Below are 25,215 nucleotides of genomic sequence, written 5' to 3' on the forward strand. Positions count from 1 at the left end.
CACAAAACCCGCTGTTATGCCTATCGATAGAACCGGCGAAGACCGGCCCTTGTTGTTTGTCGGCTGGATCGACGCGCTCCCGGTTCCGGCCGCGCTCATCCGACCGATGGCGCGCGGCAACTTTCGGCTCCACGCGAGCAACGCGGCCTTCGACCGGCTGAGCCTGTCGCCGGCCGGCGTCGATGCGCCGATCGAACTGCTGCGCGCGATCGAACGCGCGTCGCAATATCCCGACGAAAGCCAGGAATTTTCATGCCAGCTCGGCGAAGGCCCCGCGGCGCGCGACCTGCGCGGATCGATCGGGCCGCTGCCCACCGAATCGGGTGACGACGGGTTGTTCCTGCTGACGCTGATCGACCGCACGCAGGAAATGATGACCGAGCGCAACCTGCGCCGCGAACTCGTCTCCGACAGCCTGACCGGCCTCCCCAACCGCGCCGGGTTCGAGGAGCTCGTCGAGCAGCGCGCCCGCGTCGAGGGTCCCGGCGCCGACCATGCGATCCTGCTGCTCGACCTCGCACGCTTTTCGCGCATCAACGAACATATCGGCCCGATGGCGGGCGACGAACTCATCATCACCGTCGCGCGGCGGTTGAAATCGAGCCTGCGCAGCGGCGACATATTGGCGCGCACCGGCGGCGACGAGTTCGCCATTTCATCGCGTGTCGCGGGCGGCCGTGCCGACGTGCGCGAGATGGCGCGGCGCATCCGCGGATGCTTCGATCATCCGTTCCGGATCGGCGAACTCAAGGTCAGCGTCGACTGCGCTTTGGGCTGCGCGATCCAGCCGGCAACTGACACCGATGTCGCCGATCAGATCCGTCATGCACAAATCGCGCTGAAACGCGCGAAGCAGACCGACCGCATCGAAATCTACGAACCCGAAGCCGCGATGCTGTCGGACAACCGGTTCGGGCTCGAAACCGAACTGCGCAATGCGATCGAGGAAGACAGGCTCCACCTTGCCTTCCAACCGCTGATCGAACTCGCGAGCGGCCGCGTCGCCGGGTTCGAAGCACTCGCACGCTGGGACAACAGCAGCGGCCACTCGGTGTCCCCCACCGAATTCATCCCCATCGCCGAGGATTCGGGACTGATCGTTCCGCTCGGCCAATGGGCGATCGGCAAGGCCGCGGCGGTACTCGCCGAGTGGGACCAGCAGAATGGCGGTGCGATCGTCGACGCCTATTTCTCGGTCAATGTCTCCGCCATCCAGCTGGTACGCGACGATGTCGCGGCGGTGGTCCGCCAGGCCCTCGAGACGCACAAGATCGGCGGCGAGCGGCTGATGATCGAACTCACCGAAAGCGCGATCATCGGCGACCCCGACCTCGCGCTGTCGGTGCTCAGCGAACTGAAGGCGCTCGATGCGCGCGTCGCGATGGACGATTTCGGGACCGGCTATTCGAACCTTGCCTATCTCCAGCGCTTGCCGATCGACGTGCTCAAGATCGATCGCAGCTTTGTCGAACATATGGTCGACGACCGCGACAAGGTGGCGATCGTCCGCACCATCCAGAGCCTCGCCGAAGTGCTGGGGATGCGCACCACCGCCGAGGGTGTCGAGACCGCCGACCAGGCACGGCTGCTGTCGGCGCTCGGCTGCGATTTCGGGCAGGGTTTCCTCTTCGCGCGGCCAATGGATAGCGTCGCCGCGCTCGATTACTGGCGTCAGTCGCTCGCGCGGCCGATCTTCTGATCGACGAGCTGCGCGACGCGCGCAGCATCCGGAAAATCCTCCGCCACCCATGCGGCCTCCACCGCCTTGAGGATACGGGCGACCTCCGGCCCCGCCGCAATACCGCGCGCAACGATGTCGCCGCCCTTTAGCGGCAGTTCGGGGACGACCCAGCCTGATAGCGCTTGCACCGCCGCGGGATCACCGCCGAGCAGGTGAACATCGCGCGCCGCGTCGATACCGATCGCGTGCGCGAGTCGCCGAACCGGGCGGCCCACATCGAAACGGTTCCCGCCCAGCGCCGCCAGATGCTTGCGCTGCCGCGTCGACAGGCGCAGCCGGCTCGCAACCTGTTCGGCAATCGCCGTATCGGCGGGAAGCAGCGCCGACAGCCGACGCAACGGTGCGACTGCCGCCCCCGCGGCCCCTTCATTCGCCAGCAGCCGGTCGAGCGCGGCGGCAAAGCCCGCGTCGAGTTCGGGCAGCAACACCTCGAAAATCCCGTCGGCGGCCATTCGCTGCACGATCGCACGCGGATCTGGCAGCGCGAGGATCTTGAGCAACTCGTCGGCAATCCGTTCGCGCGAAAGGCTCTTGAGCGACTGGCGCGCGGTTACCACGGCGGCATGGCTGGCGGGATCGAGCACGCCATGTCCGAACCGCGCCGCGAACCGGTAGAAGCGCAGAATGCGCAGATGATCCTCGGCGATCCGCGTCGCGGCGTCGCCGATGAAAGCGACGCGCCCCGCCTCTAGGTCAGCGAGACCGCCGAACCAGTCGTCGACCGCGCCGGTATCGGGGTCGGCGTAGAGCGCGTTGATCGTGAAGTCGCGCCGCGCCGCATCGTCGCGCCAGTCGTCAGCGAAGGCGATCGTCGCGCGGCGCCCGTCGGTTTCGACGTCGCGGCGCAGCGTCGTGATCTCGTGATGATCGCCGCTCGCGATCGCGGTGACGGTGCCGTGCGCGATACCCGTCGGGATGACCTTGATATCGGCCGCCTCGAGCCGCCGCGTCACCTCTTGCGGGAGCAGCGGGGTCGCGAGGTCGATGTCGGCGACAGGCAGGCCGAGCAGCGTGTCGCGCACCGCGCCGCCGACGGCCTTGACCGCGCCGCCATCGGCGCTCAGTGCGGCAACGATCCGGCGCAATCCCGGCCGGTCGCGCCATTCGGCGTCGGGCAGCAACGTCACCGGTGCCAGCCCGCGGGCAAACGTCGCGCCAGATTGATGATGATTCCCGCCGTCACGCCCCAGATCCGCCGTCCTTGCCAGTCCATGTCATAATAATGGCGGTCGTGCCCCTGAAAATTCGCATGCTGGCGCGCATAATTGTCAGGATCGAACAATATGTCGAGCGGCACCTCGAACCAGTCCTCGACTTCGTCGGGATTGGGATCGAACGCCATATCCGGCGGGATGACGCCAAGCACCGGGGTGATCAGATAGCCGCTGCCCGAGCGATAGGGTTCGGTCACCCCCGCGACCATCACGTCGCGCCGATTGAGCCCGATTTCCTCCTCCGCCTCGCGCAGCGCCGCGTCGACCGCGTCGCGATCGCCCGGATCGATCTTGCCGCCAGGAAAGGCGACCTGCCCGGCGTGGCTGCGCAGCCATTGCGGCCGCTGGGTCAGGATGACGCCGGGGTCGGGACGGTCGGTGAAGGCGATCAGCACCGCGGCGTCGCGCAGCGTTGGCATGCCGAGATAGGCCTCGTCCTCGCCCGCGTCGGGCAACAGGTTGCCCAGCGCCGCATTCAGCTTTTCGGAAAGCATCAGGCAGCCACCAGCGGAAAGCGCGCGCCGTTCGACCAGATCGCGGGATGCCCGTCGTCTTCGCCCAGCGCCATATCGACGAGTTCATAGTAAAGCGCACGGTCGATCCGCGCCTCGAGCCCGTTCCCGACAGCGCCGCGCACATGCAGCCGCGGATCGGGATCGTCGGGGTCGGGCCCGAACGTCAGCGGGTGGTCGGCGCCCGCGATCACGAGATCGTCGGTGTCGAGACGAAAGACGAGCTTCCGCGCCGCGCCCTCGCCTTCGCTTTTCATCTCGACGGCGCGAAAGGGCGTGTCCTCGACGGCAATCGTCAATTTCTCCGCGGGCGTGACGAGGACATGGCCGCCGTCGGGTTCGCGGCGCAATATCGTCGAGAAGAGTTTGACCATCGCCGGCCGGTTGATGCGGCCGCCTTCGTGATACCAGCTGCCGTCGGCACGAATTTCCATCGCACTGTCGCCCGCGCGTTCGGGGTGCCAACTTTCGACCGGCGGCAATTTTCGCGCCGCCAGCAGTTCGGCCGCTTCGGCCAACGAAAGCTGCGAGAGATCCTTGGGAAGCGAGGGTGCAGGGCTGACCATCCTCCCGACATAGGCGGACGGGCGGCGCGCGCAACCCCGCAAGGGATCAGCGCGGCCCGATCATCCCCGCACCCGTCGGCAGGGCGTGACCATTCACCGCGCGCGCGAGAAGGCGGCGCTTCTCGTATGGCCCGGGCAAATCCCACGCCCCCGTCGCATCGGCGTCGAAGCCGAAAAAGCGGCCATAATATTCGGGATCGCCGATCATCATCAGCGCGCTGTCGGCCTTCGTTTCCGCCGCTTCGAGCATATGCGCCATCAGCGCGCGGCCGTGCCCGCCGCGCTGCACGTCGGGACGCACCGCGACCGGGCCGACCATCACGAGCGGCGTCGCGGCGCCACCCGGCGCACGATGCGCGACCGGCCAGCACTGGATCGTGCCGACCAGCGCGCCATCCTCGACGAGCGCAAAGCTCAGCGCCGGCACCGCATCCGCGCCTGCGCGGATGCGGTAGGCGGTTCGTCCAAAGCGATCCGTCCCGAAAGCGGCGTCGAGGAGAGCCTCGACCGCCTGCGGTTCGATATCGGACAATGGAAGTAACTCGACCAACGCGTACCCTTTCGCTAATGCGGCGGCGCTTTAGGGACCGGGGGCGCGGTTGCAAACCCCCGACGGACAGGAATTTCTTGTGACCGATACATTGTGGCTGGAAGTGGACGGTCTGACCGTCGACGTGCTGACCGGCATCTATTCCGAAGAAACCCACCTGCCGCAGCCGCTGCGCATCTCGGTGCGCGCGAAACTGGCGATGGCCGATCATTATGATCCGACCACCCCGCTCAGCGCGTCGAAAAACTATATGCACCTGAAATTTGCAGCGACCGAGGGCATCCCCAAGGATGTGCACTTCGTTCTGATCGAGAGCGTCGCCGACCATATCATCGACACGCTGTTCCTGCAGGACGAGAAGGTCGAAGAGGTCGAGGTGAAGATCGTCAAGCTCGCGATCGCCGAGGAAGGCGAACAGATCGGCATCACGATGCGGCGGGTGCGCAAGTGACGCAAAAGCTCGCTCTCGTCACGGGCGGGCTTCACCGCGTCGGCGCGGCGATTTCGGCGCGGCTGGCGCGCGAGGGTTATGCGCTGGCGATCCACAAGCGCAGCCCCGGCGACGCCGATCCGGTGCTGGCCGATGCGCTCGCCGAAACTGGCGCGCTCAGCCACCGCTTTGCTGCCGACCTCGCCGATCCGGCCGCGGTCGATGCGCTGATCCCCGCGGTGATCGATAAATTCGGCCGCGCGCCCGATCTGCTGGTCAACAGCGCCGCGCTCTTTGCCGAGGGCGAATGGGCCGATCTGTCGGCCGCATCACTCGCCGAGATGATGCAAGTCAATCATCATGCGCCCGTTATGCTCGCGAAGGCCCTTGTCGCAGCGAGCGAGGGTATGCGCCCGGCGATCGTCAACATCGTCGACCAGCGCGTCGTCCATCCGGTGCCCGACCAGATCGCCTACAGCTTGTCGAAATCGGCGCTGTGGCAGGCGACGGCGACGCTGGCCGTCGCGTTCGGGAACCGCGCACGCGTCAACGCCGTCGCACCCGGCCTGACGATGGCGACCGAGGATTATTCCGATGCGCAGATCGAGCGGCTGGCAAAGCTTATGCCGCTCGGCGCGCTGCCGACACCGGCGCAGATCGCCAACGCGGTCATCTATCTCGCGCGCGCCGAAGCGGTGACCGGGCAGACGATCTTCGTCGACGGCGGCGCGCACCTTGCGCCGATGGCGCGCGATTTCGTGGCGCTCGAGCGGGATTAAGGCGCCAAAACCGATCGCGTATCCCCGCGAAGGCGGGGATCCATCTCCGGTGGGTTCAAACTAGCGCCGACGGGCGATGGGCCCCCGCCTTCGCGGGGGCACACCAGTTTATAATCGCACCGTTATGATGACCCGTCAGTAGATATGCACCGCCTTGGTGACGAGATAGCCGTCGAGGCCTTCGGGCCCGCTCTCGCTGCCGAAGCCCGATTCCTTGATCCCGCCGAACGGCGCGTCGAGCGCCGAGATGACAAAGCTGTTCACGCCGACCATACCGCTTTCGATGCTGTCGACGATGCGGTTGATGCGGCGGCCATTCTCGGTGAAGGCGAAGGAGGCCAAGCCGTAGGGGAGCCGGTTCGCCTGTTCGAGCGCCTCGTCCTCGGTCCCGAACGGGCGGATGAGCGCCATCGGGCCGAAAGGTTCGTTGTTCATCGCGTCCGCTTCGATCGGCACATCGGCGATCGCGGTCGGCTGGAAGAAATAACCGTCGCCGGTTGCCTCGCCGCCCGCGATCACGCGCGCGCCCTTGGCCTTCGCATCGGCGACCAGTGCTTCCAATGCGGGGATGCGCCGCGCATTGGCGAGCGGACCCATCTGCGTGTCGGCGTCGAGTCCGCTGCCGATCTTCACCTTTTGGGTACGCTCGGCAAAGCCCTTCACAAAGGCGTCGTAGATGCCCTGCTGGACATAAAAGCGCGTCGGCGAGATGCAGACCTGCCCTGCGTTGCGGAATTTCTGCCATACGACCTTGTCGAGCGTCGCTTCGAGGTCGCAATCGTCGAAGATGAGCACCGGCGCATGGCCGCCAAGTTCCATCGTGATGCGCTTCACGCCGTCCGCGGCGAGCTTCATCAGATGCTTGCCGACCGCGGTCGATCCGGTGAAGCTGACCTTGCGGATCACCGGGCTCGCGAGCAGATGGCGGCTGATCATGTCGGGGTCGCCATAGACGAGTTGCACAACGTCACCGGGGATGCCCGCATCGGCGATGCAGCGCATGATTGCGCTGGTGCAGCCGGGGGTTTCTTCGGGCGCCTTGGCAATCACGACGCAACCGGCGGCGAGCGCGGGCGCAATCTTCTTGACCATCAGGTTGACCGGGAAGTTCCACGGGCTGAAGCCGGCGACCGGGCCGACCGGATGTTTGGTGACCATCGCGCGCTGTCCGAGCGGACGCTGGAGGACACGGCCCTCGATGCGCTTGCCCTGCTCGGCGAAATAATCGAACAGTCCCGCCGCCGACAGCACCTCACCGCGCGCTTCGCCTATCGGCTTGCCCTGTTCGAGCGTCAACAGCGTCGCGATATGGTCGACGCGCTCGCGGATAATTCCCGCGGCCTTGTGCATCAGTGCGGCGCGCTCGTCGGGGGTCTTGGCGCGCCAGACCGGCCAGCCGCGTTCGGCCGCGGCGAGCGCCTCGTCGAGATCGGCCGCGGTCGCGACCGGCAGTTCGGCAATCGTGCCCGCGGTCGCCGGATTATAGACCGGCCGCTCGTCGCGCCCCTCGCCGCTCCGCCAGGCACCGTTGATGAAGAGCTGGAGGTCGGCGTCGTAGGTCGCGGTCATGAGAGGTCCTTTGCCAAGGAGGTGGGGGATGGCGGCGATATAGGACCGGCTCAGCGATAGTTAAAGCTGATGCTGATGCGTTCGCCCTTGCCCGCATTCGGCATCACCTCGTGGCGCAGCCAGCTTTCCCACAGGAAGACGCGGCCCGCAGCGGGCTCGGCGTAGATGAAGGGGTGCAGATGTTCGGGCGCATCGTCGGTGCGCCCCGGCGCCGCCATCAGCATCGCGAGGCGCGGATCCTCGAGCTTGAGCGCGCCTGATCCCGGCGGAACCGCGACATAGAAGGTCCCCGACACGATGCTGTGCGGATGGATATGGCCGCTGTGCGTGCCGCCGGGTTTCAATATATTGACCCACAGGCTGTCGAGCTTGAGCGGCTTGGCGAGATCGAAATGGCACGCCTTGGCGAACGCCTTCACTTCCTTGTCGAGAAGCTTCTTGAGGTCGTAGAAAGCCGGGTCGCGCTCGGGCAGGTCGCCGAGCGACGCGTAGCTGGTGTAACCCTTGTAGCCATGTTCGCGGCTCCAGCGTCGTCCCGCACCATCCTCTTCGGCGAACAGGCGGCTGCTTTCCTCCAGTTCCTCGAGCAGGTCGGGCGTGCCGATATCGGCTTCGTAGAAATTGGTGGCGAAGAGCGTGCGAACGGGCATGATGGCCGCAAAGCATAGGACGCACGCAAGAGCAAGGGAGAGGCTATGGCCGAGTTTGAACTGATCGCCGACGGATTGCGTTTTCCCGAGGCGCCGGTCGTGATGGAAGACGGCAGCATCATCGTCGTCGAGATCGAGGCAAAACGCATCACGCGTTGCTGGCCCGGCGGCAGGAAAGAGGTCGTCGCGACGCCCGGCGGCGGCCCCAACGGCCTTGCGATCGGCCCGGATGGCAAGCTCTATTGCTGCAACAACGGCGGCTTCAACTATGTCGAATCGAACGGCTATCTGGCGCCGCACGGCATCGCCGACGATTATTCCGGCGGGCGGATCGAGCGCATCGACATCGAAACCGGCGAGGTCGAGATCCTCTACAAGACGGGCGACCATGGTGTCACCCTGCGCGGGCCGAACGACATCATGTTCGACGCGCATGGCGGCTTCTGGTTCACCGACCATGGCAAGGTCGACTATGCGAAGCGCGTGCACGACATTGTCGGCATCTTCTATGCCAAGGCCGACGGCAGCTTTATCGAGGAAGTGATCTTCCCGAGCTACAATCCCAACGGCATCGGCATCTCGCCCGACGGGACCAAGCTCTACGCGGCCGAGACCTACACGTGCCGGCTGACGCAGTTCAACATCATCGCACCGGGCAAGGTCGATGATAGCGCGGGCCCGGGCGGCCCCGGCATCCCGCTCTATCGCCCCGCGGGCTATAAATTCTTCGACAGCCTCGCGATGGAGGCGAATGGCAATATCTGCGTCGCGACGATCGGCGAATGCGGGATCAGCGTCGTGTCGCCGCAGGGCGAACTGGTCGAATTCGTCGCGACCGACGATATCTTCACCACCAATATTGCCTTCGGCGGGCCCGACCGGCAGGATGCCTATCTGACGCTTTCGGGTACCGGGCGTCTAGTCAAGACGCGCTGGGCACGGCCCGGGCTGCAACTGCAATATTAGGGGGGTCATGCACGCCGAAACTCACGCCGTTACGCGGATCGGCTGGCTGCGCGCCGCGATCCTTGGCGCCAACGACGGGATCGTTTCGACCGCAAGCCTCATCGCCGGGGTGGCGGCCGCGGGCGCATCGCAGTCGTCGATCCTCGTCACTGGCACCGCGGGGCTCGTTGCGGGCGCGATGTCGATGGCGGCGGGCGAATATGTGTCGGTGAGCTCGCAAGGCGACGCCGAAAAGTCGGACATCGAACTGGAAAAACGGCATCTCGCGGCCGATCCCGAATATGAGCTCGAGGAGCTGACGCTGATCTACGAGGAGCGCGGGCTCAGCCGCGCGCTGGCCGAACAGGTCGCGGCAGAGCTCACCGCGCACAACGCGCTCGACACCCATTTGCGCGACGAGCTGGGGATGACCGACACGATGGCGGCACGGCCGGTGCAGGCAGCGGCGGCTTCGGCGGCGAGCTTCGCGATCGGCGCCGCCTTGCCGCTGGGGACGGTGCTGGTCGATCGGGGCGACTCGCTGCCATTCACGGTCTCCGCCGCGTCGCTGGTCTTTCTCGCAATCCTCGGCGCGCTCGGGGCGCGGGCGGGCAATGCTCCGATGCTGCGGCCGGTCATCCGCGTGACCTTCTGGGGGGCGTTTGCCATGGCGGCGACGATCGCGATCGGATCGCTGCTCGGAACGACGGTCGGCTAGCGCCGCTCCAGCCATTCGCGGAGCGCGACGGCGTTGTTCCGCGCCTCGCTCTTCGCGGCATAGAGCAAGGTCACCGGCCCCGCCGATCCCGCCGCGTCGAGCGTGAAGAGCGCGGCCTTCATCTCCTCGCCGCCCGCATCGAGTTCGGCGAAATAGTCGAGGCGAAACTCGTCCCACGCCTCTTCCGAATCGGCGGTCTCGCCGTGATAGCGCTTGCGCAAGGCATCGCTCGGCGACAGCGGCTTGAGCCATGCCGCCAGCGCCGCTTTCTCCTTCGACACGCCGCGCGGCCACAGCCGGTCGACGAGGAAGCGCGCGCCGTCGCCGGGACCAGCCGGTTCATGGATGCGTTTGACCGCGATTGTCAGGGGCGATGCCATCTGTATGACTATCGGCCATCCCGCATTCGCGGGCAAGTCCATCGGAGGGGTCCGGACATGAGCGCAGCAAGCTGGGCGATCGACATCGATCGCGACGATATCACGCAAGCTAAATTGGTCGGCGAACCCGACACCCCGCTGGCACCGGGCCAGGTCCGCGTCCACCTCGACAGCTATGCAATGACCGCGAACAACATCACCTACGCGGTGTTCGGCAAACCCGCCGGCCTCTTTGGCAATGACCAGGGCTATTGGGATTTCTTCGCCGAACAGGGCACGCCGGGCCGCCTGCCTGTCTGGGGCTTTGCGACGGTGACTGAAAGCACCGCCGAAGGCGTCGCGGTCGGCGAGCGCTTCTATGGCTATTATCCGATGGCAAGCGATGCCGTGCTCAACGTCGGCAAGGCAGGTCCGGGCGGTTTCACTGACGTGACGCCGCGCCGCACCACCCTGCCCCCCATCTATAATAATTATCAGCGGATCGCGGCGCTGCCCGATTATCGCGCCGCCGACCATGATTATTGGCCGGTGTTCCGCCCGCTCTTCCTCACCGGCTGGCTGATCGCCGATCAGTTCGAGGATGAGGGCGATTATGGCGCGAGCCAGATCCTGATCGCGAGCGCGTCGAGCAAGACCGCGATCGGGCTCGGCTTCGCGCTCGCACAGCGTCAGGGCCACCGCCCCGAAACGATCGGCCTGACCAGCAAGGCGAATGTCGCCGATCTCGATGCGCAGCGCATCTATGACCGTGTCATCGCCTATGACGACATCCTCACGCTCAACCCCGGCACGCCGTCGGCGCTCGTCGACATGGCGGGCAATGGCGCGGTGACGCGCGCGGTGCACAGCCATTTCGGGAATAACCTCAAGGCCTCGATCATCGTCGGCAAGTCGCACTGGGATGCCGATGCCGGGCAGGCCGCGCTCCCCGGCCCCGAACGGCAGGGCTTTTTCGCGCCGGGCCGAAGCCAGAAGCGCATCGCCGACTGGGGCGGGGCGGTCTTCGGGCAGAAGATTGCCGAAGCCTGGCTCGCCTTCATGGACGTTGCGCCGCGGCTGACTTCGGTCGATAAGCGCAGCGGCGGCGACGCGGCGCTCGCTGCCTATCGGGAGATGCTCTCGGGACAGGCCGACCCCAAAAAGGGGATCGTCGTCGTCCCATGAGGGTCGCATGAGCAGTCCCTTTCCCCGCCGCTCGAAAGGATTGACCATGCTTCGCACCCTCGTTCTCGCTGCCTCGATCGCGCTCCTGCTTCCGGCGGGCGCGGCGCTAGCCGAAACGCCCAAGGCCGCCCCCGCGCACAAGCCCGATCTCGCCGACCGCGTTGCGGGGACGTACAAGGGCGACGTCATTTCCGACGCGCGCGGATCGTCGAAAAGCGGCGTGACGATCACCGTCACGCGCACCGGGCCGAACAAGGTCGAGATCAAGTCAAGCTATGCGCGCATCCCGACCGTCACCATCGCGCTCGAAAAGGCAATGGACGCGATCCTCGCCGCAAGCGGCCCCTCTGTCTTCCTGCTCGACACCGTGCGCTCGCCCGAGCGGCTCGACCTGACGATCGACGATGCGAGCTGGTCGGGCAATCGCGTCGCCACCCCTGCCAAGAAATAAGGTTGCTCTCTCTCGCATGACTTACACGACCGTTATTTTCGACTTCGGCGGCGTCATTACGGCATCCCCGTTCGAGGCCTTCAATCGCCTTGAGGAAGAGCGCGGACTGCCGCGCGATTTCGTGCGCCGCGTCAACGCCGCCAACCCCGATGGCAATGCCTGGGCAAAGTTCGAGCGCGCCGAAATCGATGCCGCCGCGTTCGATGCGCTGTTCGCCGAAGAGGCCCGCGCGCTAGGGCATGAGCTGGAGGGCGAAGCCGTCCTCGCGGTCATCGCAGGGGCGGTACGTCCGGCGATCGTCGCGGCGCTCGATACGCTGAAGGATCGCGGCTTCACCATCGCGTGTATCACGAACAACGTCCCGGGCGGCAAGATGGGCGTTCGCGGCGCGGGCATGACGCGCAGCGAGGAAGCCGCGATCGAGGTCGCCGACATCATGGCGCGTTTTGCGCATGTGATCGAATCGAGCAAGGCGGGGGTACGCAAGCCCGACCCGCGCATCTATCTGATGATGTGCGAGAAACTGGGCGTCGAACCCGCCGAATGCATCTATCTCGACGACCTCGGGATCAACTGCAAACCGGCGAGCCAGCTCGGGATGCACGCGATCAAGGTGACGAGCGGCGAGCAGGCGCTCGCCGACCTGTCGGCGGCGCTCGACATGCCCCTACCCTGACACTTCGGCGATGTTGAGGCGCGCGGCGCGGGCAAATATCTCGGCGAGAACCGGCTCGGTATCCGCGACCCGCATCGCAACGTGAAATTCGACCGGCGCAAGCGCCGGCATTTCCGCCATTTCGACAAGCGCGCCACCCGCTACTTCGCTCCGCACCATCGGGCGCGGGAAGATGCCGATCCCCCCGCCCGCCTTCGCAATGTCGATCATCGTCCGCGCATTGTTGCAGAGATTGAGCGATTTCTGCGCGATCCGCGACGCCTGGATCGCGTCGCGCATCCGGCCGTGGATCGGCGAATGACTGGCAAGCGACCAGACGGGCAGCATCGCTTCGCCATCTGCGAAGGCCGAGGCAATTGCGGGGCTCGCGAGCCACACCAGCTCAACCTCGCCGATCGGGCAGGTCTTCAGCGCCGGATGTGCGATCGGCCCGGCTGCAAAGGCCATGTCGGTGCGCCCGGTCAGAAGCTGCTGGATCAGGTTCGCGGTCAGGTCGATTTCGATTTCGAGCCCGACATTGGGCATGTCGGCCTTGAGCGCCGCGACGAAGGCGGGAAGGCAGCTCGCCGCGGCGATCTCGCCGGCACCGATCCGCACGACCCCGCTCGCCTCGCCATAACCGCCGCTGCCGAGCAGCGCATATTGCATGTCGCGCAGCAACGGATCGCAGTCGCGCACCAGCTTGCGTCCCGCCGCGGTCAAAGACATCGCGCGGCCCTCGCGCCGGAACAGGGCCGTCCCCAATCTTTGTTCGAGTTCGCGCATCCGCGCCGACACCGTCGGCTGGGTGGTATTGAGCCGTTCGGCCGCCGCCGAAAAGGTGCCAAGACGGTCGATCCACAGCAATGTTTCGAGATGATAGAGCGAGACGCGATTGATAGACATCGTCTATGTATAATCCAAAAATTGAACAGTTAGAATTGATGGATCAAATGCGCCAATGTCGCGCTCGACATTCCGGCAAGGAGGCCCCTTCATGGCGAACAAGCAATATTCCGACGCAGCAGCCGCGCTCGACGGCCTCCTCTTCGACGGCATGCAGATTTGCGCGGGCGGGTTCGGCCTGTGCGGCATCCCCGAACGACTGATCGACGCGATCCGCGACGCTGGCACCAAGGACTTGACGATCGCGAGCAACAACGCCGGGATCGACGGCGAAGGGCTCGGCAAACTGCTCCGTACGAAGCAGGTCAAAAAGATGATCTCTTCCTATGTCGGCGAGAACAAGGAGTTCGAGCGGCAATATCTGGCGGGCGAGCTCGAGGTCGAATTCTGCCCGCAGGGCACGCTCGCCGAACGCTGCCGCGCCGGCGGCGCGGGCATCCCCGGCTTCTACACCAAGACCGGCGTGGGCACGCTCGTTGCCGAGGGCAAGGAAGTGAAGAGCTTCGACGGGCAGGATTATATCCTCGAGCGCGGCATCTTCGCCGACCTTGCGATCATCAAGGGGTGGAAGGCCGACGAGAGCGGCAACCTCATTTTCCGCAAGACCGCGCGCAACTTCAACCAGCCGATGGCGACCGCGGCGAAGATCTGCGTCGCCGAGGTCGAGGAAATCGTGCCGGTGGGCAGCCTCGACCCCGACAGCATCCATTTGCCCGGCATCTATGTGAAGCGCCTGATCGTCGGCGCGCCGTACGACAAGAAGATCGAATTCCGCACGACCCGCCCGCGCGAGACGGCGTGATGCGCGCGCTCCCGCTCGTTGCGGCGCTACTTCTCGGCGGCTGCGCCAGCGCGCCGGCCGAAGTGGCGACAGCACCAGCTCCGCCGCCTGCCACTGTGCCCGCCGAAGCCGCGAGACCGCCGGTCGCACTGCAATATCTCTATGGCTCGCCTGAGGCCGCGGTCGCAGTGCGCGCGACCAATGCCCGGATCGCCGATTATGGCGTGGGACGGATCAAGCAGCGGCCGAGGGACAGCGTCGTCCTCGCACCGGGTGCGGGCCTCGATGCCCCGGCGTTCGAGCCGTGCGGCAACAAGCCCTTCGCCGCGGTGTTCGACGCCGACGAGACGTTGATCTGGAATCTCGGCCCGATGCGTTACTTTGCGGAAAAGGGCACGGCCTTCGATCCGAAGACCTGGGACCAGTGGGAAAAGACCGGCGCGGGCAAGGCGGTCGCCATGCCCGGCTCGATCGAAATGGTGAACGCCCTGCGCGCCGCAGGGATCACCGTCATCGCCAACACCAACCGCGCGGCCGCCAACGCGAAGGGCAGCGAGGACACGCTCCGCGCCGCGGGCCTTGGCGAATTCAAGCATGGCGAGACGCTCTTCCTGATGGGCGACGATGCCGGCGGATCGAGCAAGGACGGACGCCGTGCGACGATCGCATCGCGTTACTGTGTGATCATCCTCGGCGGCGACCAGCTCGGCGATTTCAGCCAACAGTTCAACGTCAAGGACTTGCCCGCGGCGCAACGCATGGCGCTTGCGACAAGCGCGGGCGCAACCGCACTCTGGGACAAGGGCTGGTTCCTTTTCCCCAACCCCGTCTACGGCCCGTGGGAAAAACTGGGCTGGGGCGATGCCTTCCCCTCCGACAAGCAATGGGAGCCGAAATAATGGCCTGGACGCGTGATGACATGGCGGCGCGCGCCGCGAAGGAACTGCAGGACGGCTATTACGTCAACCTCGGCATCGGCATCCCTACGCTGGTGGCGAACCATATCCCCGCCGGGATGACGGTGACGCTCCAGTCTGAAAATGGCATGCTCGGTATCGGCCCCTTCCCCTTTGAGGGCGACGAAGATCCCGACCTGATCAACGCGGGCAAGCAGACGATCAGCGAGCTGCCGCAATCGGCCTATTTCAGCTCGTCGGACAGCTTCGCGATGATCCGCGGCGGGCATATCGACCTCACCGTGCTCGGCGCGATGGAGATCGCCGAAAATGGCGACATCGCCAACTGGATGATCCCCGGCAAGATGATCAAGGGCATGGGCGGCGCGATGGACCTCGTGGCCGGCGTGAAAAAGATCATCGTCGTGATGGAGCATAATGCCAAGGACGGCAGCCCGAAGTTCATCCCCGAATGCACGCTGCCGCTGACCGGCAAGAATGTCGTCGACATGATCATCACCGACCTCGCAGTGTTCAAGCGCGACGACCATGACAGCCCGTTCAAGCTGATCGAACTCGCGCCGGGCGTGACGGCCGAGGAAGTCGCCGAAAAGACGACGGCGCATTATATTGCCTGACGTCGCCGCCAACCCCGGCTCCACCTGGCTGATCGTCGGCGGGTGGTTGTCGGTGGCGGCAGCACTGCTTCACATCGCGTGCATCTTCGGCGGTCCCGACTGGTACCGCTTCTTCGGCGCCGGCGAAGGCATGGCGCGAGCAGCGGCGCGCGGCGACCTGCGGCCGACGCTGATCACGCTCGCAATCGGCGCGGTCCTCCTCATCTGGGCCGCTTATGCCTTTTCGGGCGCCGGTTCGCTTCCGCGCCTACCGTTGCTGCGGACGGGGTTGATCGTCATCACCGCAATCTACCTGTTGCGCGGCCTGTTTTTCGTACCCCTCCATTTTTGGCGGCCGCAGCATAGCGACAGTTTCGCGATCTGGTCGTCGCTTATCGTGTTTGCCTATGGCGCGGTGTACGCCGTGGGGACGTTCAGGGCCTGGCGCCACCTTGCACCCTGAACCGCTGCGGGGGTGACGGCGGAGGCTCTCGACGCTAAGACAATGGCAAAATACAGGGTCGCCATCCAAGTCACGAGTCCATGAAGCGCGTTTTTATTCTTCTGATCGCGGTTGCCGCGCTGGGTTCGATGGGCTGGTTCGGCATTCACGCCTTCGGCGGCGCCGATCCCCTTGCGAGCGTTCCGATCCCGATCAAGGGCCCGGAAAACCTGCCCGACACACCCGCCGAATGGCGCGGCCGCATCGACTATCGCGCACTCGACCAGCAACTGTCCGCGCTTGCTCAGCGACCCGAAATGGCGGGACTGGCGGTCGCGGTGGTCGAGGATGGCGAATTGCGTTTCGTCCGTACCTATGGAGTCGCAGACGCATCGACCGGCGCGCCGGTGACGCCGCAAACGCTGTTCCGCTGGGCCTCGGTTTCCAAGACCGCGACCGGCGCCCTGGCGGGTGCGCTCGCCAATGACGGCGCGGTCGACCTGAACCGTCCCATATCCCAATGGCGCACCTCGCTACGCCTACCCGGCGGTGCCGAGGAACGGGTCACGCTGGAAGACGTGCTCGCGCAGCGCACCGGCCTCACCAAGAACGCCTATGACGAGAAACTGGAGGAAGGACAGAGCCCGCAGCTCCTGCGCGCGAGCCTCGCCGCGGCCCCGCTGCAATGCGAACCCGGCACCTGCCATACCTACCAGAACATCGCCTTCGATGCGGCGAACGAGATATTGGCGCGCGCGGCGAACGAGCCTTTCGCCGACGCGGTCGAGGACCGGTTCTTCCGCCCGCTCGGCATGGTCAGTGCGGGTTACGGGATGGAGCGGCTGACGGGCGCCAGGGATTGGGCGAAGCCGCACCGCGGCACGCAAGTCCGCCCGGTCAAGGAAGCCTATTGGCGCGTGCCCGCCGCCGCGGGGGTCGAAAGCGATATCGTCGATTTCGCTACATGGATGCAGGCGATGATGGGCAACCGCCCCGACGTGCTGCCCGCCGCGGTGTTGCAACTTGCCCATCAACCCCGCGTTCGCACCGAACCGCTTTACGGCAGCGCGCTGCGGCAGACGATCAGCGACGCATCCTATGCCCTCGGCTGGCGGAACTTCACCTATGGCGGCCACCGGCTTGCAGGCCATTCGGGCGCGGTTTCGGGCTATCGCGCGACGATGATTTTCGAACCGGCAACGCGGACAGGCGTCGTGGCCCTCTGGAACAGCGACTGGGGATTTCCCTTCCGCATCCCGTTCGCGGCCATCGACAGCTATCACAAGCGCGAAGACGCGCGCTGGCTCGACCTCAGCGAGTTGCCTCCGGCGGCCGGAGGCGCTGCCGGACCCGGGCCCACAACCGTCACCCTGAAAAAGTGAGGGCGCTTGCAGCCCGCTCCGCCGCCTGTGTATCAGGCGCACACCCGGAGCTGGAGGAGAATCAGTCATGCGCGTGCTGCTGACCGGATCGTCGGGCTGGCTCGGGCGCTATCTCGCTCCTTTGCTCGCTCGGAATGGGCATGACGTCACCGGGTTCGATGTCGTACCCGGCGCGCATACGCAGGTGCTAGGCACCGTAGCCGACCGGACGCTGGTCGAGCGGACGATGGCCGAGCATGGCATCGAGGCGATCATCCATGGCGGCGCGCTGCACAAGCCCGACATCGTCCGCTATCCGCGGCAGGCCTTTGTCGACGTCAATGTGACCGGCACACTGAACCTGATCGAGGCTGCAGTCGCAGTGGGCAACGACCGCTTCCTCTTCACCTCGACCACCTCGCTGATGGTGCGCGCCGATGTGCGCGAGGGCGCGGGCGCGGGCGGCGCATGGTGGATGGATGAGGACTTCGGCCCGATCGAGCCGCGCAACATCTATGGCATCACCAAGCTTGCGGCCGAACAGGCGTGCAAGCTGGTTCACCGCGAGCACGGGATTTCGGTCGCGATCCTCCGCACCGGACGCTTCTTTCCGGAGGATGACGATACGCACGCGGTCCCGAGCGGCCCGAACCTCAAGGCGAACGAGCTTCTCAATCGCCGCCTGACGGTCGAGGACGCCGCCGCGGCGCATCTCGCGGCGCTCGAAGCCGTCCCGGCGATCGGCTGCGACACCTTCATCCTGTCGGCGCCGCCGCCCTTTGCGCGCGACGAGGCGAGGGAGCTTGCGCGCGACGCCCTCGCCGTCATCGCGCGCCACTATCCCGACGCCGCCGAACTCTACGCCGCGCAGGGCTGGCAACTCCCCGAGACGATCGATCGCGTCTATGATCCGTCGCGCGCCGAGCGGCGCTTCGGCTGGCGCGCCGCGACCGACTTCGCGAGCGTGCTCGCCGCGCTTCGCGACGGCACGCCGCTGCCGTTCGCGCACGACCCCGACTATACGTCCCCCATCATCGCACAGGAGCGCGAAGCATGTATGTGCTGATCACCGCCAACCGCAATTATTCGAGCTGGTCGCTGCGCCCGTGGGTGCTGATGGCGGCGCTCGATATTCCGTTCGAGGACCATATCGAGCCCTTCACCAACCCGATCAACTATGACGAATTCCGCAGCTTTTCACCGACCGGGCAGGTCCCCGTTCTGCTCGACGAGGGGCGGACGGTCCACGACTCGCTCGGCATCGCGCTCTATCTTGCCGACCGGCACGAGGGCGTCTGGCCGACCGATCCCGACGCACGCGCGTGGGCGCAATGCGCGACCGCCGAAATGCACAGCGGCTTTGCCGCACTGCGCAACGATTGCACGATGAACGTCGGCGTCCGCGTCACCCCGAAGCCGCCGTCGGGCGCGCTGCGGATCAATATCGCGCGCATCCGCGAATTGTTCGAGGATGGTCTGTCGCGGTTCGGCGGCCCCTTCCTCGCGGGCGACCGCTTTACTGCGGTCGACGCCTTTTTCGCCCCGGTCGCCTTCCGCATCCGCACCTATGGGCTCGATGTCGGTGGCGGGCAGGCATGGGTCGACCATATGCTCGCGCATCCGGCGATGGTCGAATGGGAGCGGCAGGCGCTGCTCGAAAGCTGGCGCGAGGAAAGCCATGAAGCGGAATTGATGGCGGCGGGCGTGATCACCGCCGATTACCGGACGGCCTAGTCGGCGAGCGCCTCGCGGACTACCGCGATCCCGGCTTCGCGCTGCGCCTTCAGTTCGGCCTTCAGTTTCGCCGGATCGCGCGCGAAGACGAAGCCGAAGCTCACCCCGCCCTCCTTGCCGATCGTCGCATGGTGAAGCTTGTGCGCCTGCACCAGCCGCTTCGCATAGCCGCGCCGCGGCACCCAGCGGAAATAGCGCTGATGGACGAGTCCGTCGTGCACGAGCGTATAGATGATGCCGTAGAAGAGAATACCGAGGCCGATCCACGTCCCCGGCTCCCACGCATCGGTGCCCATGATCATCGGGCTGCCGATGACGAACATCGAAATGCTCATCGCGGCGCCAACCAGGCCGAACAGGTCGTTCTTTTCCAGCATCTTGTCATGCGGTTCATGATGGTCGCGGTGCCAGGCCCAGCCAAAGCCGTGCATGATATATTTGTGGCTCGCCCAGGCGACGCCCTCCATCGCCGCAACGGTGAAGAAAATGAGAGCGATGATGGCGAGCGTCGACATGGTTCCTTATACTCCATCGGGCGCGACCGAAAATTGCGTTTTTGATCGCCACTCGCTTGCATTGTTGTCGCGCAGGCTTAAGTGGACGGCATGACTCGGCCCCGCACCCTCTATGAGAAAATCTGGGACGCGCATGTCGTCGAACAGCGCCCCGATGGTACCTGCCTGATCTTCATCGACCGTCACCTCGTCCATGAAGTTACCAGCCCGCAGGCCTTCGCCGGACTACGCGCGAACGGACGCACGGTGCGCCGTCCCGACCTGACGCTCGCGGTACCCGATCATAATGTGCCGACGACGCCGCGGCTCGACGCGAGCGGCAACAAGCTGCCGATCGCCGACGCCGAAAGCGCGGCGCAATTGGCGGCGCTCGAAAAGAACGCGCCCGAGTTCGGCATCCGCTACATCGACGCGGTCGCGCCCGAACAGGGCATCGTCCACGTCGTCGGCCCCGAGCAGGGCTTTTCGCTGCCCGGCACGACGATCGTCTGCGGCGACAGCCACACTGCGTGCCACGGCGGCATCGGCGCGCTCGCCTTCGGCATCGGGACAAGCGAGGTCGAGCATGTGCTCGCGACGCAGACCTTGTTGCTCCAGCCGTCGAAAACGATGGAAGTGCGCGTCGAGGGCGACGTCGGCCCCGGCGTATCGGCAAAGGATATCATCCTTCACATCACCGGCGTCATCGGCGCCGCGGGTGGCACGGGCCATGTCATCGAATATACCGGCAGTGCGATCCGCGCGCTCAGCATCGAGGGACGCCTGACCGTCAGCAACATGGCGATCGAGGGTGGCGCGCGCGCGGGCCTGATCGCGCCCGACGAGACGACCTTCGCCTACCTCGAGGGCCGCCCCTATGCGCCGAAGGGCGCCGATTGGGACGCCGCGGTCGCATATTGGAAAAGCCTCGCGACCGATCCGGGCGCGACCTACGACAAGACCGTCGTCATCGACGCCGCCGACATCGCGCCGAGCGTCACCTGGGGTACCAGCCCCGAAGATGTCGTGCCGATCACCGGCACCGTCCCCGCCCCCGAAAGCTTCGCCGATCCGTCGAAGCAGACGGCGGCCGCCAAGTCGCTCGCCTATATGGGCCTCGAACCCGGCACGCGGATGCAGGACGTCGCCATCGAGAATATCTTCATCGGCAGCTGCACCAACAGTCGGATCGAGGATTTGCGCGCCGCGGCGGCGGTGATCAAGGGCCGCCACAAGGCCGACAATGTCAAATGGGCGATCGTCGTCCCCGGTTCGGGGCTGGTGAAGGCGCAGGCCGAGGCCGAAGGACTCGACCGCATCTTTACCGACGCGGGACTCGAATGGCGCGAGCCCGGCTGTTCGGCGTGCCTCGCGATGAACCCCGACAAGGTGCCCGCGGGCGAACGCTGCGCCTCGACGAGCAACCGCAATTTCGTCGGCCGCCAAGGGCCCGGCGCGCGCACGCATCTGGTCAGCCCCGCGATGGCGGCGGCAGCGGCGGTCACCGGCAAGCTCACCGACGTCAGGGAGCTGATGGCATGACCCCGCTCGACAAGATCGAAGGCCGCGCGATCCCCTTCGGGCTCAAAAATATCGACACCGACGTGATCATCCCCGCGCATTGGCTCAAGACCACGACGCGCGAGGGCATGGGGCGCGGCGCGTTCGAGGCGATCCGCAAGGACCCCGACAATCTGTTCGACAGCTCCGATTTCAAAGGCGCGCCGATCCTGATCGCGGGCGACAATTTCGGTTGCGGGTCGAGCCGCGAACATGCGGCGTGGGCGCTCGGCGACCTTGGCATTCGGGTCGTGATCGCGCCGTCCTACTCGGACATCTTCTCGGGCAACGCGGTGAAGAACGGCATCCTGCCCGTCGTGCTTCCCCAATCGGCGATCGACCGCCTGATGGAGGTCGCGGCAACCGATCCGGTGTTCGTCGACCTCGAGCATCAGACGGTGACGACGCCGTTTCAGGACCGCTTCATCTTCGACATCGACCCGTTCCGCAAGATGTGCCTGCTCGAAGGGCTCGACGAGATATCGCTCACCGAAAAGAGCGACGCCGCGATCGGTGCCTATGAGGCCAAACTCGACGCCGACCGGCCATGGATGCGCCCCGCAGCATAAGGCTTAACAAACACCATAAGAGGAGAAGATGATGAAGGCTCTCTTGTCGACCGCAACCGGCGGCCCCGAAACGCTGACGCTCGGCGAGCTGCCGCGCCCGACCGCGGGCAAGGGCCAGATCGTGATCGATGTGAAGGCCTGCGCAGTCAACTTCCCCGACGTGCTGATCATCGAGGATAAATATCAGTTCCGCCCCGAACGCCCCTTTGCCCCCGGCGGCGAAGTCGCGGGCCTTGTTGCCGAAGTCGGCGAGGGCGTGACCGAGTTCAAGGTAGGCGACCGTGTGATCGCGGGCTGCGGCAATGGCGGGATGTCCGAGGCGGTCGCGGTTTCGGTGCACAATGTCTATCACCTGCCCGCGGAGCATGGCTTCGCCGAAGGTGCCTCCTTGCTGATGACCTATGGCACGAGCATCCACGCACTCGTCGACCGCGGCCACATCGGCGAGGGCGACACCTTGCTCGTGCTCGGCGCGTCGGGCGGGGTCGGCATTGCGGCGGTCGAGCTGGGCAAGGCGTTCGGCGCGCGCGTCGTCGCCGGCGTGTCGAGCGAGGAAAAGGCCGAAATCGCGCGTCAGGCCGGCGCCGACGAGGTCGTCGTCTATGGCCGCCAGCCGTTCGACAAGGATCAGTCGAAAGAACTCGCGAACAAGTTCAAGGAGGCCGTCGGCCCCAATGGCGCGAACGTCATCTATGACGCCGTCGGCGGCGATTATGCCGAGCCCGCGCTGCGCTCGATCGCATGGGAAGGCCGCTACCTCGTCGTCGGCTTCCCCGCGGGCATCCCGCGCCTGCCGCTCAACCTGACCTTGCTCAAGAGCTGCGATGTCGCGGGCGTCTTCTGGGGCGCCTTTGTGATGCGCGAACCCGCGCGCAACCGCGCCAATATCGCGCGGCTGTTCCAGCTCTGGGAGCAGGGCAAGATCAAGCCCCGCGTCACCGAAAGCTTCGCGCTGGCCGACGGCGGCAAGGCGATCGCCAAGCTCGGCGACCGGACCGCGGTCGGCAAGCTGGTGATCACCATCTGAAATATCGCCCTGCCCCCGCGCTGACCGAGGCGCTCCATGCGCTCGCCGCGTCGGGGCGGATTGAAGTGCGGGTGACGCCCGGCGCCAGCCGCGACGAGGTCAAGGTCGACGATGGGACGGTGCAGCTACGCGTCACCGCGCCCCCCGCCGACGGCGCGGCGAACGAGGCGGTCTTGCGCCTGCTCGCCGCCGCGCTGGACCGCCCACGGCGCGATTTGACGTTGCTGCGCGGCGCGACCGCACGGATCAAGCTGGTCGGCATCGCGCCCGATTAATGCCGGTGGGTTAACCAATTGGCAGGGGCTTGAAGCTATATCCGGTAGCAGGACTAGCTGGGCCAAGGTGACCGATGGCAAATCGCCGATCGACAGTGGTAGACAACCGGAACGAGAGTATCGCGAATATCTCGCGGACTCGCCGCGCCCAGCTTGTCGCCGAGTTCGAGGGCGAGCTCGGAATCGACTATAAAGCCCGCGCCAAGGCGGCCGAAGCCGAGCGCCGCTGGATCGCGCGCAAGACCTTCATCGTCTGGACGATCGCGCTGATGTTCTTTGCCATCGCGTGCCAGAAGCTGTGGATCATGGGCCAGGACGTCGACCGGCCCTTCTCCGACGTCAACCTGTTCGAACGCCTCGAAGACTGGTTCTAGAAACAGGCGCCGCGGCGCCTGTCCCCCATTCCGCGCCCGCTTAGTAAACGCGCGCCTTCGGCTTGATATATTCGACGTCGTCCGACAGCGTATATTCGTGGACCGGACGGTAATCGAGGCGGACGCCGCCGCCCTTGCCGCCCCAGCCGTCGAACCAGCCGATCGTGTGCTTCATCCACGTCGCGTCGTCGCGGTTCGGGAAATCCTCGTGCGCGTGGGCGCCGCGGCTTTCCTTGCGGTTGAACGCCGAGTGCATCGTCACGGTCGCCTGCGAAATCAGGTTGTCGAGCTCGAGCGTTTCGATGAGGTCGGTGTTCCAGATCAGGCTGCGGTCGGTGACGTGGACGTCGTTCATCCGTTGATAGGTCTTGGTGAGCTTTTCCTTGCCCTCCGCCATCAACTCGTCGGTACGGAACACCGCCGCATGCTGCGACATCGCGCGCTGCATCTCGGTGCGGATTTCGGCGGTCGGCGATCCGCCATTGGCGTTGCGGAAATGGTCGAGGCGCGCGAGCGCGAGGTCGGCGCTGTCCTTCGGCAGCGGCGCTTGCGCCGCGCCGGGGGTCAGGATTTCCTTCAGACGATGGCCCGTCGCGCGGCCGAACACGACGAGGTCGATCAGGCTGTTCGAGCCCAAACGGTTCGCGCCGTGGACCGACACGCAGGCGGCTTCGCCGACCGCGAACAGCCCGGGGACCACGGTGTCGGGGCCGTCCTTGCCGAGCGTCACGACTTCGCCGTGATAGTTACAGGGAATGCCGCCCATATTGTAATGGACCGTCGGCACGACCGGCAGCGGCTGGCGCGTCAGGTCGACACCGGCGAAAATCTTGCCGCTCTCGGTGATCCCGGGCAGGCGCTCGGCGAGCACCGCGGGATCGATATGGTCGAGGTGGAGGTAGATATGGTCGCTATGCGGCCCGACACCCCGGCCTTCGCGGATTTCGAGCGCCATCGAGCGCGACACGACGTCGCGCGACGCCAGATCCTTCGCCGACGGGGCATAGCGCTCCATGAAACGCTCGCCCTGCGAGTTGGTGAGGTAACCGCCCTCGCCGCGCGCGCCTTCGGTAATGAGGACGCCCGCGCCATAGATGCCGGTCGGATGGAACTGGACGAATTCCATGTCCTGCAAGGGCAGGCCGGCGCGCAGCACCATGCCGCCGCCATCGCCGGTGCAGGTGTGCGCCGAGGTCGCGGTGAAATAGCAGCGGCCATAGCCGCCCGTCGCAAGGACGACAGCCTGCGAACGGAAGCGGTGGATGCTGCCATCCTCCATGCACAGCGCGATGACGCCGCGGCAGACCTTGCCGTCGGGGCCGTCTTCCATGATCAGGTCGAGCGCGAAATATTCGATGAAGAAGTCCGCGTCATACTTCAGGCTCTGCTGATAGAGCGCGTGGAGCATCGCGTGGCCGGTGCGGTCGGCCGCGGCGCAGGTGCGCTGCACCGGCGGGCCTTCGCCCATATTCTGCATATGGCCGCCGAACGGGCGCTGGTAGATCGTGCCGTCGGCATTGCGGCTGAACGGTACGCCCGCATGTTCGAGTTCGTAGACCGCGTTCGGCGCCTCGCGCACCATATATTCGATCGCATCCTGGTCGCCGAGCCAGTCGGAGCCCTTGACGGTGTCATACATGTGCCACTGCCAGTGGTCGGGGCTGTTGTTGCCCAGCGACGCGGCGATGCCGCCCTGCGCCGCGACGGTGTGGCTGCGCGTCGGGAACACCTTGGTGATGCACGCGGTCTTCAGCCCCGCTTCGGCGCTGCCCATCGTGGCGCGCAGGCCCGACCCGCCGGCACCGACGACGACAGTGTCATAGATATGGTCGATAATCTTGTAGGCGTCGGTCAT

30 protein-coding genes are annotated in these 25,215 nt (G+C 65.8%); 20 read left to right on the forward strand and 10 right to left on the reverse strand.

Annotation, left to right across the window (positions count from 1 at the left end; all coding sequences use genetic code 11):
• Positions 1-16: 16 nt before the first annotated feature.
• Positions 17-1,699, forward strand: a complete 1,683-nt coding sequence (locus VGN62_RS04800; protein ID WP_327451601.1) for a putative bifunctional diguanylate cyclase/phosphodiesterase — start codon at positions 17-19, stop codon at positions 1,697-1,699.
• Here the strand turns inward: VGN62_RS04800 and VGN62_RS04805 are convergent.
• Genes VGN62_RS04805 through VGN62_RS04820 form a run of 4 tightly spaced genes read right to left on the reverse strand, consistent with a single transcriptional unit; the run spans position 1,672 to position 4,583 of the window.
• Complete coding sequence (locus tag VGN62_RS04805; protein ID WP_327451602.1) at positions 1,672-2,868, reverse strand: CCA tRNA nucleotidyltransferase; 1,197 nt, start codon at positions 2,866-2,868, stop codon at positions 1,672-1,674. The genes VGN62_RS04800 and VGN62_RS04805 overlap by 28 nt on opposite strands.
• Positions 2,865-3,449, reverse strand: a complete 585-nt coding sequence (locus VGN62_RS04810; protein WP_327451603.1) for a CoA pyrophosphatase — start codon at positions 3,447-3,449, stop codon at positions 2,865-2,867. The genes VGN62_RS04805 and VGN62_RS04810 overlap by 4 nt, the downstream gene beginning before the upstream one ends.
• Positions 3,449-4,033: a DUF1285 domain-containing protein gene (locus tag VGN62_RS04815; RefSeq protein WP_327451604.1), complete on the reverse strand. Its 585-nt coding sequence runs from the start codon at positions 4,031-4,033 to the stop codon at positions 3,449-3,451. Before VGN62_RS04815 ends, VGN62_RS04810 begins: the two co-directional genes overlap by 1 nt.
• A 46-nt stretch (positions 4,034-4,079) precedes the next feature.
• Positions 4,080-4,583, reverse strand: coding sequence for an N-acetyltransferase (locus VGN62_RS04820; RefSeq protein ID WP_327451605.1), 504 nt, complete (start codon positions 4,581-4,583; stop codon positions 4,080-4,082).
• Between the two features lie 79 nt (positions 4,584-4,662).
• Between VGN62_RS04820 and VGN62_RS04825 the strand changes: the two genes are divergently transcribed.
• Together VGN62_RS04825 and VGN62_RS04830 are read left to right on the forward strand one after the other, a co-directional pair.
• A complete protein-coding gene (locus tag VGN62_RS04825) occupies positions 4,663-5,034 on the forward strand; it encodes a dihydroneopterin aldolase (RefSeq protein ID WP_327451606.1) in 372 nt (123 codons plus the stop codon).
• A complete protein-coding gene (locus VGN62_RS04830; RefSeq protein ID WP_327451607.1) occupies positions 5,031-5,792 on the forward strand; it encodes an SDR family oxidoreductase in 762 nt (253 codons plus the stop codon). Before VGN62_RS04825 ends, VGN62_RS04830 begins: the two co-directional genes overlap by 4 nt.
• 135 nt (positions 5,793-5,927) lie before the next feature.
• Here VGN62_RS04830 and VGN62_RS04835 read toward each other — a convergent pair whose 3' ends face one another.
• Both VGN62_RS04835 and VGN62_RS04840 read right to left on the reverse strand, forming a co-directional pair.
• The gene (locus tag VGN62_RS04835; RefSeq protein WP_327451608.1) at positions 5,928-7,361 is read right to left on the reverse strand and encodes an NAD-dependent succinate-semialdehyde dehydrogenase; all 1,434 of its coding nucleotides are present in this window, start codon (positions 7,359-7,361) and stop codon (positions 5,928-5,930) included.
• A gap of 50 nt (positions 7,362-7,411) precedes the next feature.
• Entirely contained in the window at positions 7,412-8,011 is a 600-nt protein-coding gene (locus VGN62_RS04840) for a TIGR02466 family protein (protein ID WP_327451609.1), read from the reverse strand.
• A gap of 45 nt (positions 8,012-8,056) precedes the next feature.
• Between VGN62_RS04840 and VGN62_RS04845 the strand changes: the two genes are divergently transcribed.
• Positions 8,057-8,977, forward strand: coding sequence for an SMP-30/gluconolactonase/LRE family protein (locus tag VGN62_RS04845; RefSeq protein ID WP_327451610.1), 921 nt, complete (start codon positions 8,057-8,059; stop codon positions 8,975-8,977).
• Between the two features lie 7 nt (positions 8,978-8,984).
• Complete coding sequence (locus VGN62_RS04850) at positions 8,985-9,674, forward strand: VIT family protein (protein ID WP_327451611.1); 690 nt, start codon at positions 8,985-8,987, stop codon at positions 9,672-9,674.
• Here VGN62_RS04850 and VGN62_RS04855 read toward each other — a convergent pair.
• Positions 9,671-10,054, reverse strand: coding sequence for a DUF488 domain-containing protein (locus tag VGN62_RS04855; protein ID WP_327451612.1), 384 nt, complete (start codon positions 10,052-10,054; stop codon positions 9,671-9,673). The genes VGN62_RS04850 and VGN62_RS04855 overlap by 4 nt on opposite strands.
• A gap of 57 nt (positions 10,055-10,111) precedes the next feature.
• Between VGN62_RS04855 and VGN62_RS04860 the strand changes: the two genes are divergently transcribed.
• From VGN62_RS04860 to VGN62_RS04870, 3 genes are read left to right on the forward strand one after another with little or no spacing between them, the layout of a single operon-like run.
• Positions 10,112-11,218, forward strand: coding sequence for a DUF2855 family protein (locus tag VGN62_RS04860; protein ID WP_327451613.1), 1,107 nt, complete (start codon positions 10,112-10,114; stop codon positions 11,216-11,218).
• 46 nt (positions 11,219-11,264) lie between these two features.
• Complete coding sequence (locus tag VGN62_RS04865) at positions 11,265-11,669, forward strand: hypothetical protein (RefSeq protein WP_327451614.1); 405 nt, start codon at positions 11,265-11,267, stop codon at positions 11,667-11,669.
• Between the two features lie 16 nt (positions 11,670-11,685).
• Positions 11,686-12,345 carry an HAD-IA family hydrolase gene (locus VGN62_RS04870; RefSeq protein ID WP_327451615.1) on the forward strand — a complete coding sequence of 220 codons (660 nt, stop codon included), beginning with the start codon at positions 11,686-11,688 and terminating at the stop codon, positions 12,343-12,345.
• On the opposite strand, the gene VGN62_RS04875 is transcribed toward VGN62_RS04870, so the two are convergent.
• A complete protein-coding gene (locus VGN62_RS04875) occupies positions 12,337-13,230 on the reverse strand; it encodes a LysR family transcriptional regulator (protein ID WP_327451616.1) in 894 nt (297 codons plus the stop codon). The two genes, VGN62_RS04870 and VGN62_RS04875, sit on opposite strands and share 9 nt — an antisense overlap.
• Positions 13,231-13,321: 91 nt before the next feature.
• Here VGN62_RS04875 and VGN62_RS04880 point away from each other — a divergent pair, with 91 nt between their 5' ends.
• The 7 genes from VGN62_RS04880 to VGN62_RS04910 all read left to right on the forward strand — a co-directional run bounded on the left by VGN62_RS04880 (position 13,322) and on the right by VGN62_RS04910 (position 19,061).
• Positions 13,322-14,032, forward strand: coding sequence for a CoA transferase subunit A (locus VGN62_RS04880; RefSeq protein WP_327451617.1), 711 nt, complete (start codon positions 13,322-13,324; stop codon positions 14,030-14,032).
• Positions 14,032-14,910, forward strand: a complete 879-nt coding sequence (locus tag VGN62_RS04885; RefSeq protein WP_327451618.1) for an HAD family acid phosphatase — start codon at positions 14,032-14,034, stop codon at positions 14,908-14,910. Before VGN62_RS04880 ends, VGN62_RS04885 begins: the two co-directional genes overlap by 1 nt.
• Positions 14,910-15,545, forward strand: coding sequence for a CoA transferase subunit B (locus VGN62_RS04890; protein ID WP_327451619.1), 636 nt, complete (start codon positions 14,910-14,912; stop codon positions 15,543-15,545). Before VGN62_RS04885 ends, VGN62_RS04890 begins: the two co-directional genes overlap by 1 nt.
• On the forward strand, positions 15,538-15,987 hold the full coding sequence (locus VGN62_RS04895) for a hypothetical protein (protein WP_327451620.1): 450 nt from the start codon (positions 15,538-15,540) through the stop codon (positions 15,985-15,987). The genes VGN62_RS04890 and VGN62_RS04895 overlap by 8 nt, the downstream gene beginning before the upstream one ends.
• Positions 15,988-16,067: 80 nt before the next feature.
• Complete coding sequence (locus VGN62_RS04900; RefSeq protein ID WP_327451621.1) at positions 16,068-17,348, forward strand: serine hydrolase domain-containing protein; 1,281 nt, start codon at positions 16,068-16,070, stop codon at positions 17,346-17,348.
• Positions 17,349-17,415: 67 nt separating this feature from the next.
• The gene (locus VGN62_RS04905; RefSeq protein ID WP_327451622.1) at positions 17,416-18,393 is read left to right on the forward strand and encodes an NAD(P)-dependent oxidoreductase; all 978 of its coding nucleotides are present in this window, start codon (positions 17,416-17,418) and stop codon (positions 18,391-18,393) included.
• Positions 18,381-19,061 (forward strand): glutathione S-transferase family protein, encoded by a 681-nt coding sequence (locus tag VGN62_RS04910; protein ID WP_327451623.1) that lies wholly within the window; start codon positions 18,381-18,383, stop codon positions 19,059-19,061. Before VGN62_RS04905 ends, VGN62_RS04910 begins: the two co-directional genes overlap by 13 nt.
• Here VGN62_RS04910 and VGN62_RS04915 read toward each other — a convergent pair.
• On the reverse strand, positions 19,058-19,576 hold the full coding sequence (locus tag VGN62_RS04915) for a sterol desaturase family protein (RefSeq protein ID WP_327451624.1): 519 nt from the start codon (positions 19,574-19,576) through the stop codon (positions 19,058-19,060). The two genes, VGN62_RS04910 and VGN62_RS04915, sit on opposite strands and share 4 nt — an antisense overlap.
• Positions 19,577-19,666: 90 nt before the next feature.
• On the opposite strand from VGN62_RS04915, the gene leuC reads away from it, so the two are divergent.
• From leuC to VGN62_RS04940, 5 genes are all read left to right on the forward strand, one after another.
• Complete coding sequence (gene leuC, locus VGN62_RS04920) at positions 19,667-21,097, forward strand: 3-isopropylmalate dehydratase large subunit (protein ID WP_327451625.1); 1,431 nt, start codon at positions 19,667-19,669, stop codon at positions 21,095-21,097.
• Positions 21,094-21,684 (forward strand): 3-isopropylmalate dehydratase small subunit, encoded by a 591-nt coding sequence (gene leuD, locus VGN62_RS04925; protein WP_327451626.1) that lies wholly within the window; start codon positions 21,094-21,096, stop codon positions 21,682-21,684. Before leuC ends, leuD begins: the two co-directional genes overlap by 4 nt.
• Before the next feature lie 31 nt (positions 21,685-21,715).
• Positions 21,716-22,711, forward strand: a complete 996-nt coding sequence (locus VGN62_RS04930; protein ID WP_327451627.1) for an NADPH:quinone oxidoreductase family protein — start codon at positions 21,716-21,718, stop codon at positions 22,709-22,711.
• A 65-nt stretch (positions 22,712-22,776) separates the two neighbouring features.
• Positions 22,777-22,986 (forward strand): DUF167 domain-containing protein, encoded by a 210-nt coding sequence (locus VGN62_RS04935; RefSeq protein WP_327451628.1) that lies wholly within the window; start codon positions 22,777-22,779, stop codon positions 22,984-22,986.
• Positions 22,987-23,060: 74 nt separating this feature from the next.
• Complete coding sequence (locus tag VGN62_RS04940; RefSeq protein WP_327451629.1) at positions 23,061-23,360, forward strand: hypothetical protein; 300 nt, start codon at positions 23,061-23,063, stop codon at positions 23,358-23,360.
• Between the two features lie 40 nt (positions 23,361-23,400).
• Here VGN62_RS04940 and sdhA read toward each other — a convergent pair whose 3' ends face one another.
• The gene (gene sdhA / locus VGN62_RS04945) at positions 23,401-25,215 is read right to left on the reverse strand and encodes a succinate dehydrogenase flavoprotein subunit (RefSeq protein WP_327451630.1); all 1,815 of its coding nucleotides are present in this window, start codon (positions 25,213-25,215) and stop codon (positions 23,401-23,403) included.

It is taken from the genome of Sphingopyxis sp. (assembly GCF_035998905.1).
Classification (GTDB): domain Bacteria; phylum Pseudomonadota; class Alphaproteobacteria; order Sphingomonadales; family Sphingomonadaceae; genus Sphingopyxis.

Bases quoted from the DNA above. Each gene is read 5' to 3' on its own strand.
- VGN62_RS04880 (WP_327451617.1), top strand. From the start codon at position 13,322: ATGGCGAACAAGCAATATTCCGACGCAGCAGCCGCGCTCGACGGCCTC.
- sdhA (WP_327451630.1), bottom strand. From the start codon at position 25,215: ATGACCGACGCCTACAAGATTATCGACCATATCTATGACACTGTCGTC.
- leuD (WP_327451626.1), top strand. From the start codon at position 21,094: ATGACCCCGCTCGACAAGATCGAAGGCCGCGCGATCCCCTTCGGGCTC.
- VGN62_RS04855 (WP_327451612.1), bottom strand. From the start codon at position 10,054: ATGGCATCGCCCCTGACAATCGCGGTCAAACGCATCCATGAACCGGCT.
- VGN62_RS04940 (WP_327451629.1), top strand. From the start codon at position 23,061: ATGGCAAATCGCCGATCGACAGTGGTAGACAACCGGAACGAGAGTATC.
- VGN62_RS04905 (WP_327451622.1), top strand. From the start codon at position 17,416: ATGCGCGTGCTGCTGACCGGATCGTCGGGCTGGCTCGGGCGCTATCTC.
- VGN62_RS04810 (WP_327451603.1), bottom strand. From the start codon at position 3,449: ATGCTTTCCGAAAAGCTGAATGCGGCGCTGGGCAACCTGTTGCCCGAC.
- VGN62_RS04910 (WP_327451623.1), top strand. From the start codon at position 18,381: ATGTATGTGCTGATCACCGCCAACCGCAATTATTCGAGCTGGTCGCTG.
- VGN62_RS04930 (WP_327451627.1), top strand. From the start codon at position 21,716: ATGAAGGCTCTCTTGTCGACCGCAACCGGCGGCCCCGAAACGCTGACG.
- VGN62_RS04835 (WP_327451608.1), bottom strand. From the start codon at position 7,361: ATGACCGCGACCTACGACGCCGACCTCCAGCTCTTCATCAACGGTGCC.
- VGN62_RS04915 (WP_327451624.1), bottom strand. From the start codon at position 19,576: ATGTCGACGCTCGCCATCATCGCTCTCATTTTCTTCACCGTTGCGGCG.
- VGN62_RS04890 (WP_327451619.1), top strand. From the start codon at position 14,910: ATGGCCTGGACGCGTGATGACATGGCGGCGCGCGCCGCGAAGGAACTG.
- VGN62_RS04865 (WP_327451614.1), top strand. From the start codon at position 11,265: ATGCTTCGCACCCTCGTTCTCGCTGCCTCGATCGCGCTCCTGCTTCCG.
- VGN62_RS04840 (WP_327451609.1), bottom strand. From the start codon at position 8,011: ATGCCCGTTCGCACGCTCTTCGCCACCAATTTCTACGAAGCCGATATC.
- VGN62_RS04850 (WP_327451611.1), top strand. From the start codon at position 8,985: ATGCACGCCGAAACTCACGCCGTTACGCGGATCGGCTGGCTGCGCGCC.
- leuC (WP_327451625.1), top strand. From the start codon at position 19,667: ATGACTCGGCCCCGCACCCTCTATGAGAAAATCTGGGACGCGCATGTC.
- VGN62_RS04870 (WP_327451615.1), top strand. From the start codon at position 11,686: ATGACTTACACGACCGTTATTTTCGACTTCGGCGGCGTCATTACGGCA.
- VGN62_RS04860 (WP_327451613.1), top strand. From the start codon at position 10,112: ATGAGCGCAGCAAGCTGGGCGATCGACATCGATCGCGACGATATCACG.
- VGN62_RS04815 (WP_327451604.1), bottom strand. From the start codon at position 4,033: ATGGTCAGCCCTGCACCCTCGCTTCCCAAGGATCTCTCGCAGCTTTCG.
- VGN62_RS04875 (WP_327451616.1), bottom strand. From the start codon at position 13,230: ATGTCTATCAATCGCGTCTCGCTCTATCATCTCGAAACATTGCTGTGG.
- VGN62_RS04800 (WP_327451601.1), top strand. From the start codon at position 17: ATGCCTATCGATAGAACCGGCGAAGACCGGCCCTTGTTGTTTGTCGGC.
- VGN62_RS04900 (WP_327451621.1), top strand. From the start codon at position 16,068: ATGAAGCGCGTTTTTATTCTTCTGATCGCGGTTGCCGCGCTGGGTTCG.
- VGN62_RS04845 (WP_327451610.1), top strand. From the start codon at position 8,057: ATGGCCGAGTTTGAACTGATCGCCGACGGATTGCGTTTTCCCGAGGCG.
- VGN62_RS04885 (WP_327451618.1), top strand. From the start codon at position 14,032: ATGCGCGCGCTCCCGCTCGTTGCGGCGCTACTTCTCGGCGGCTGCGCC.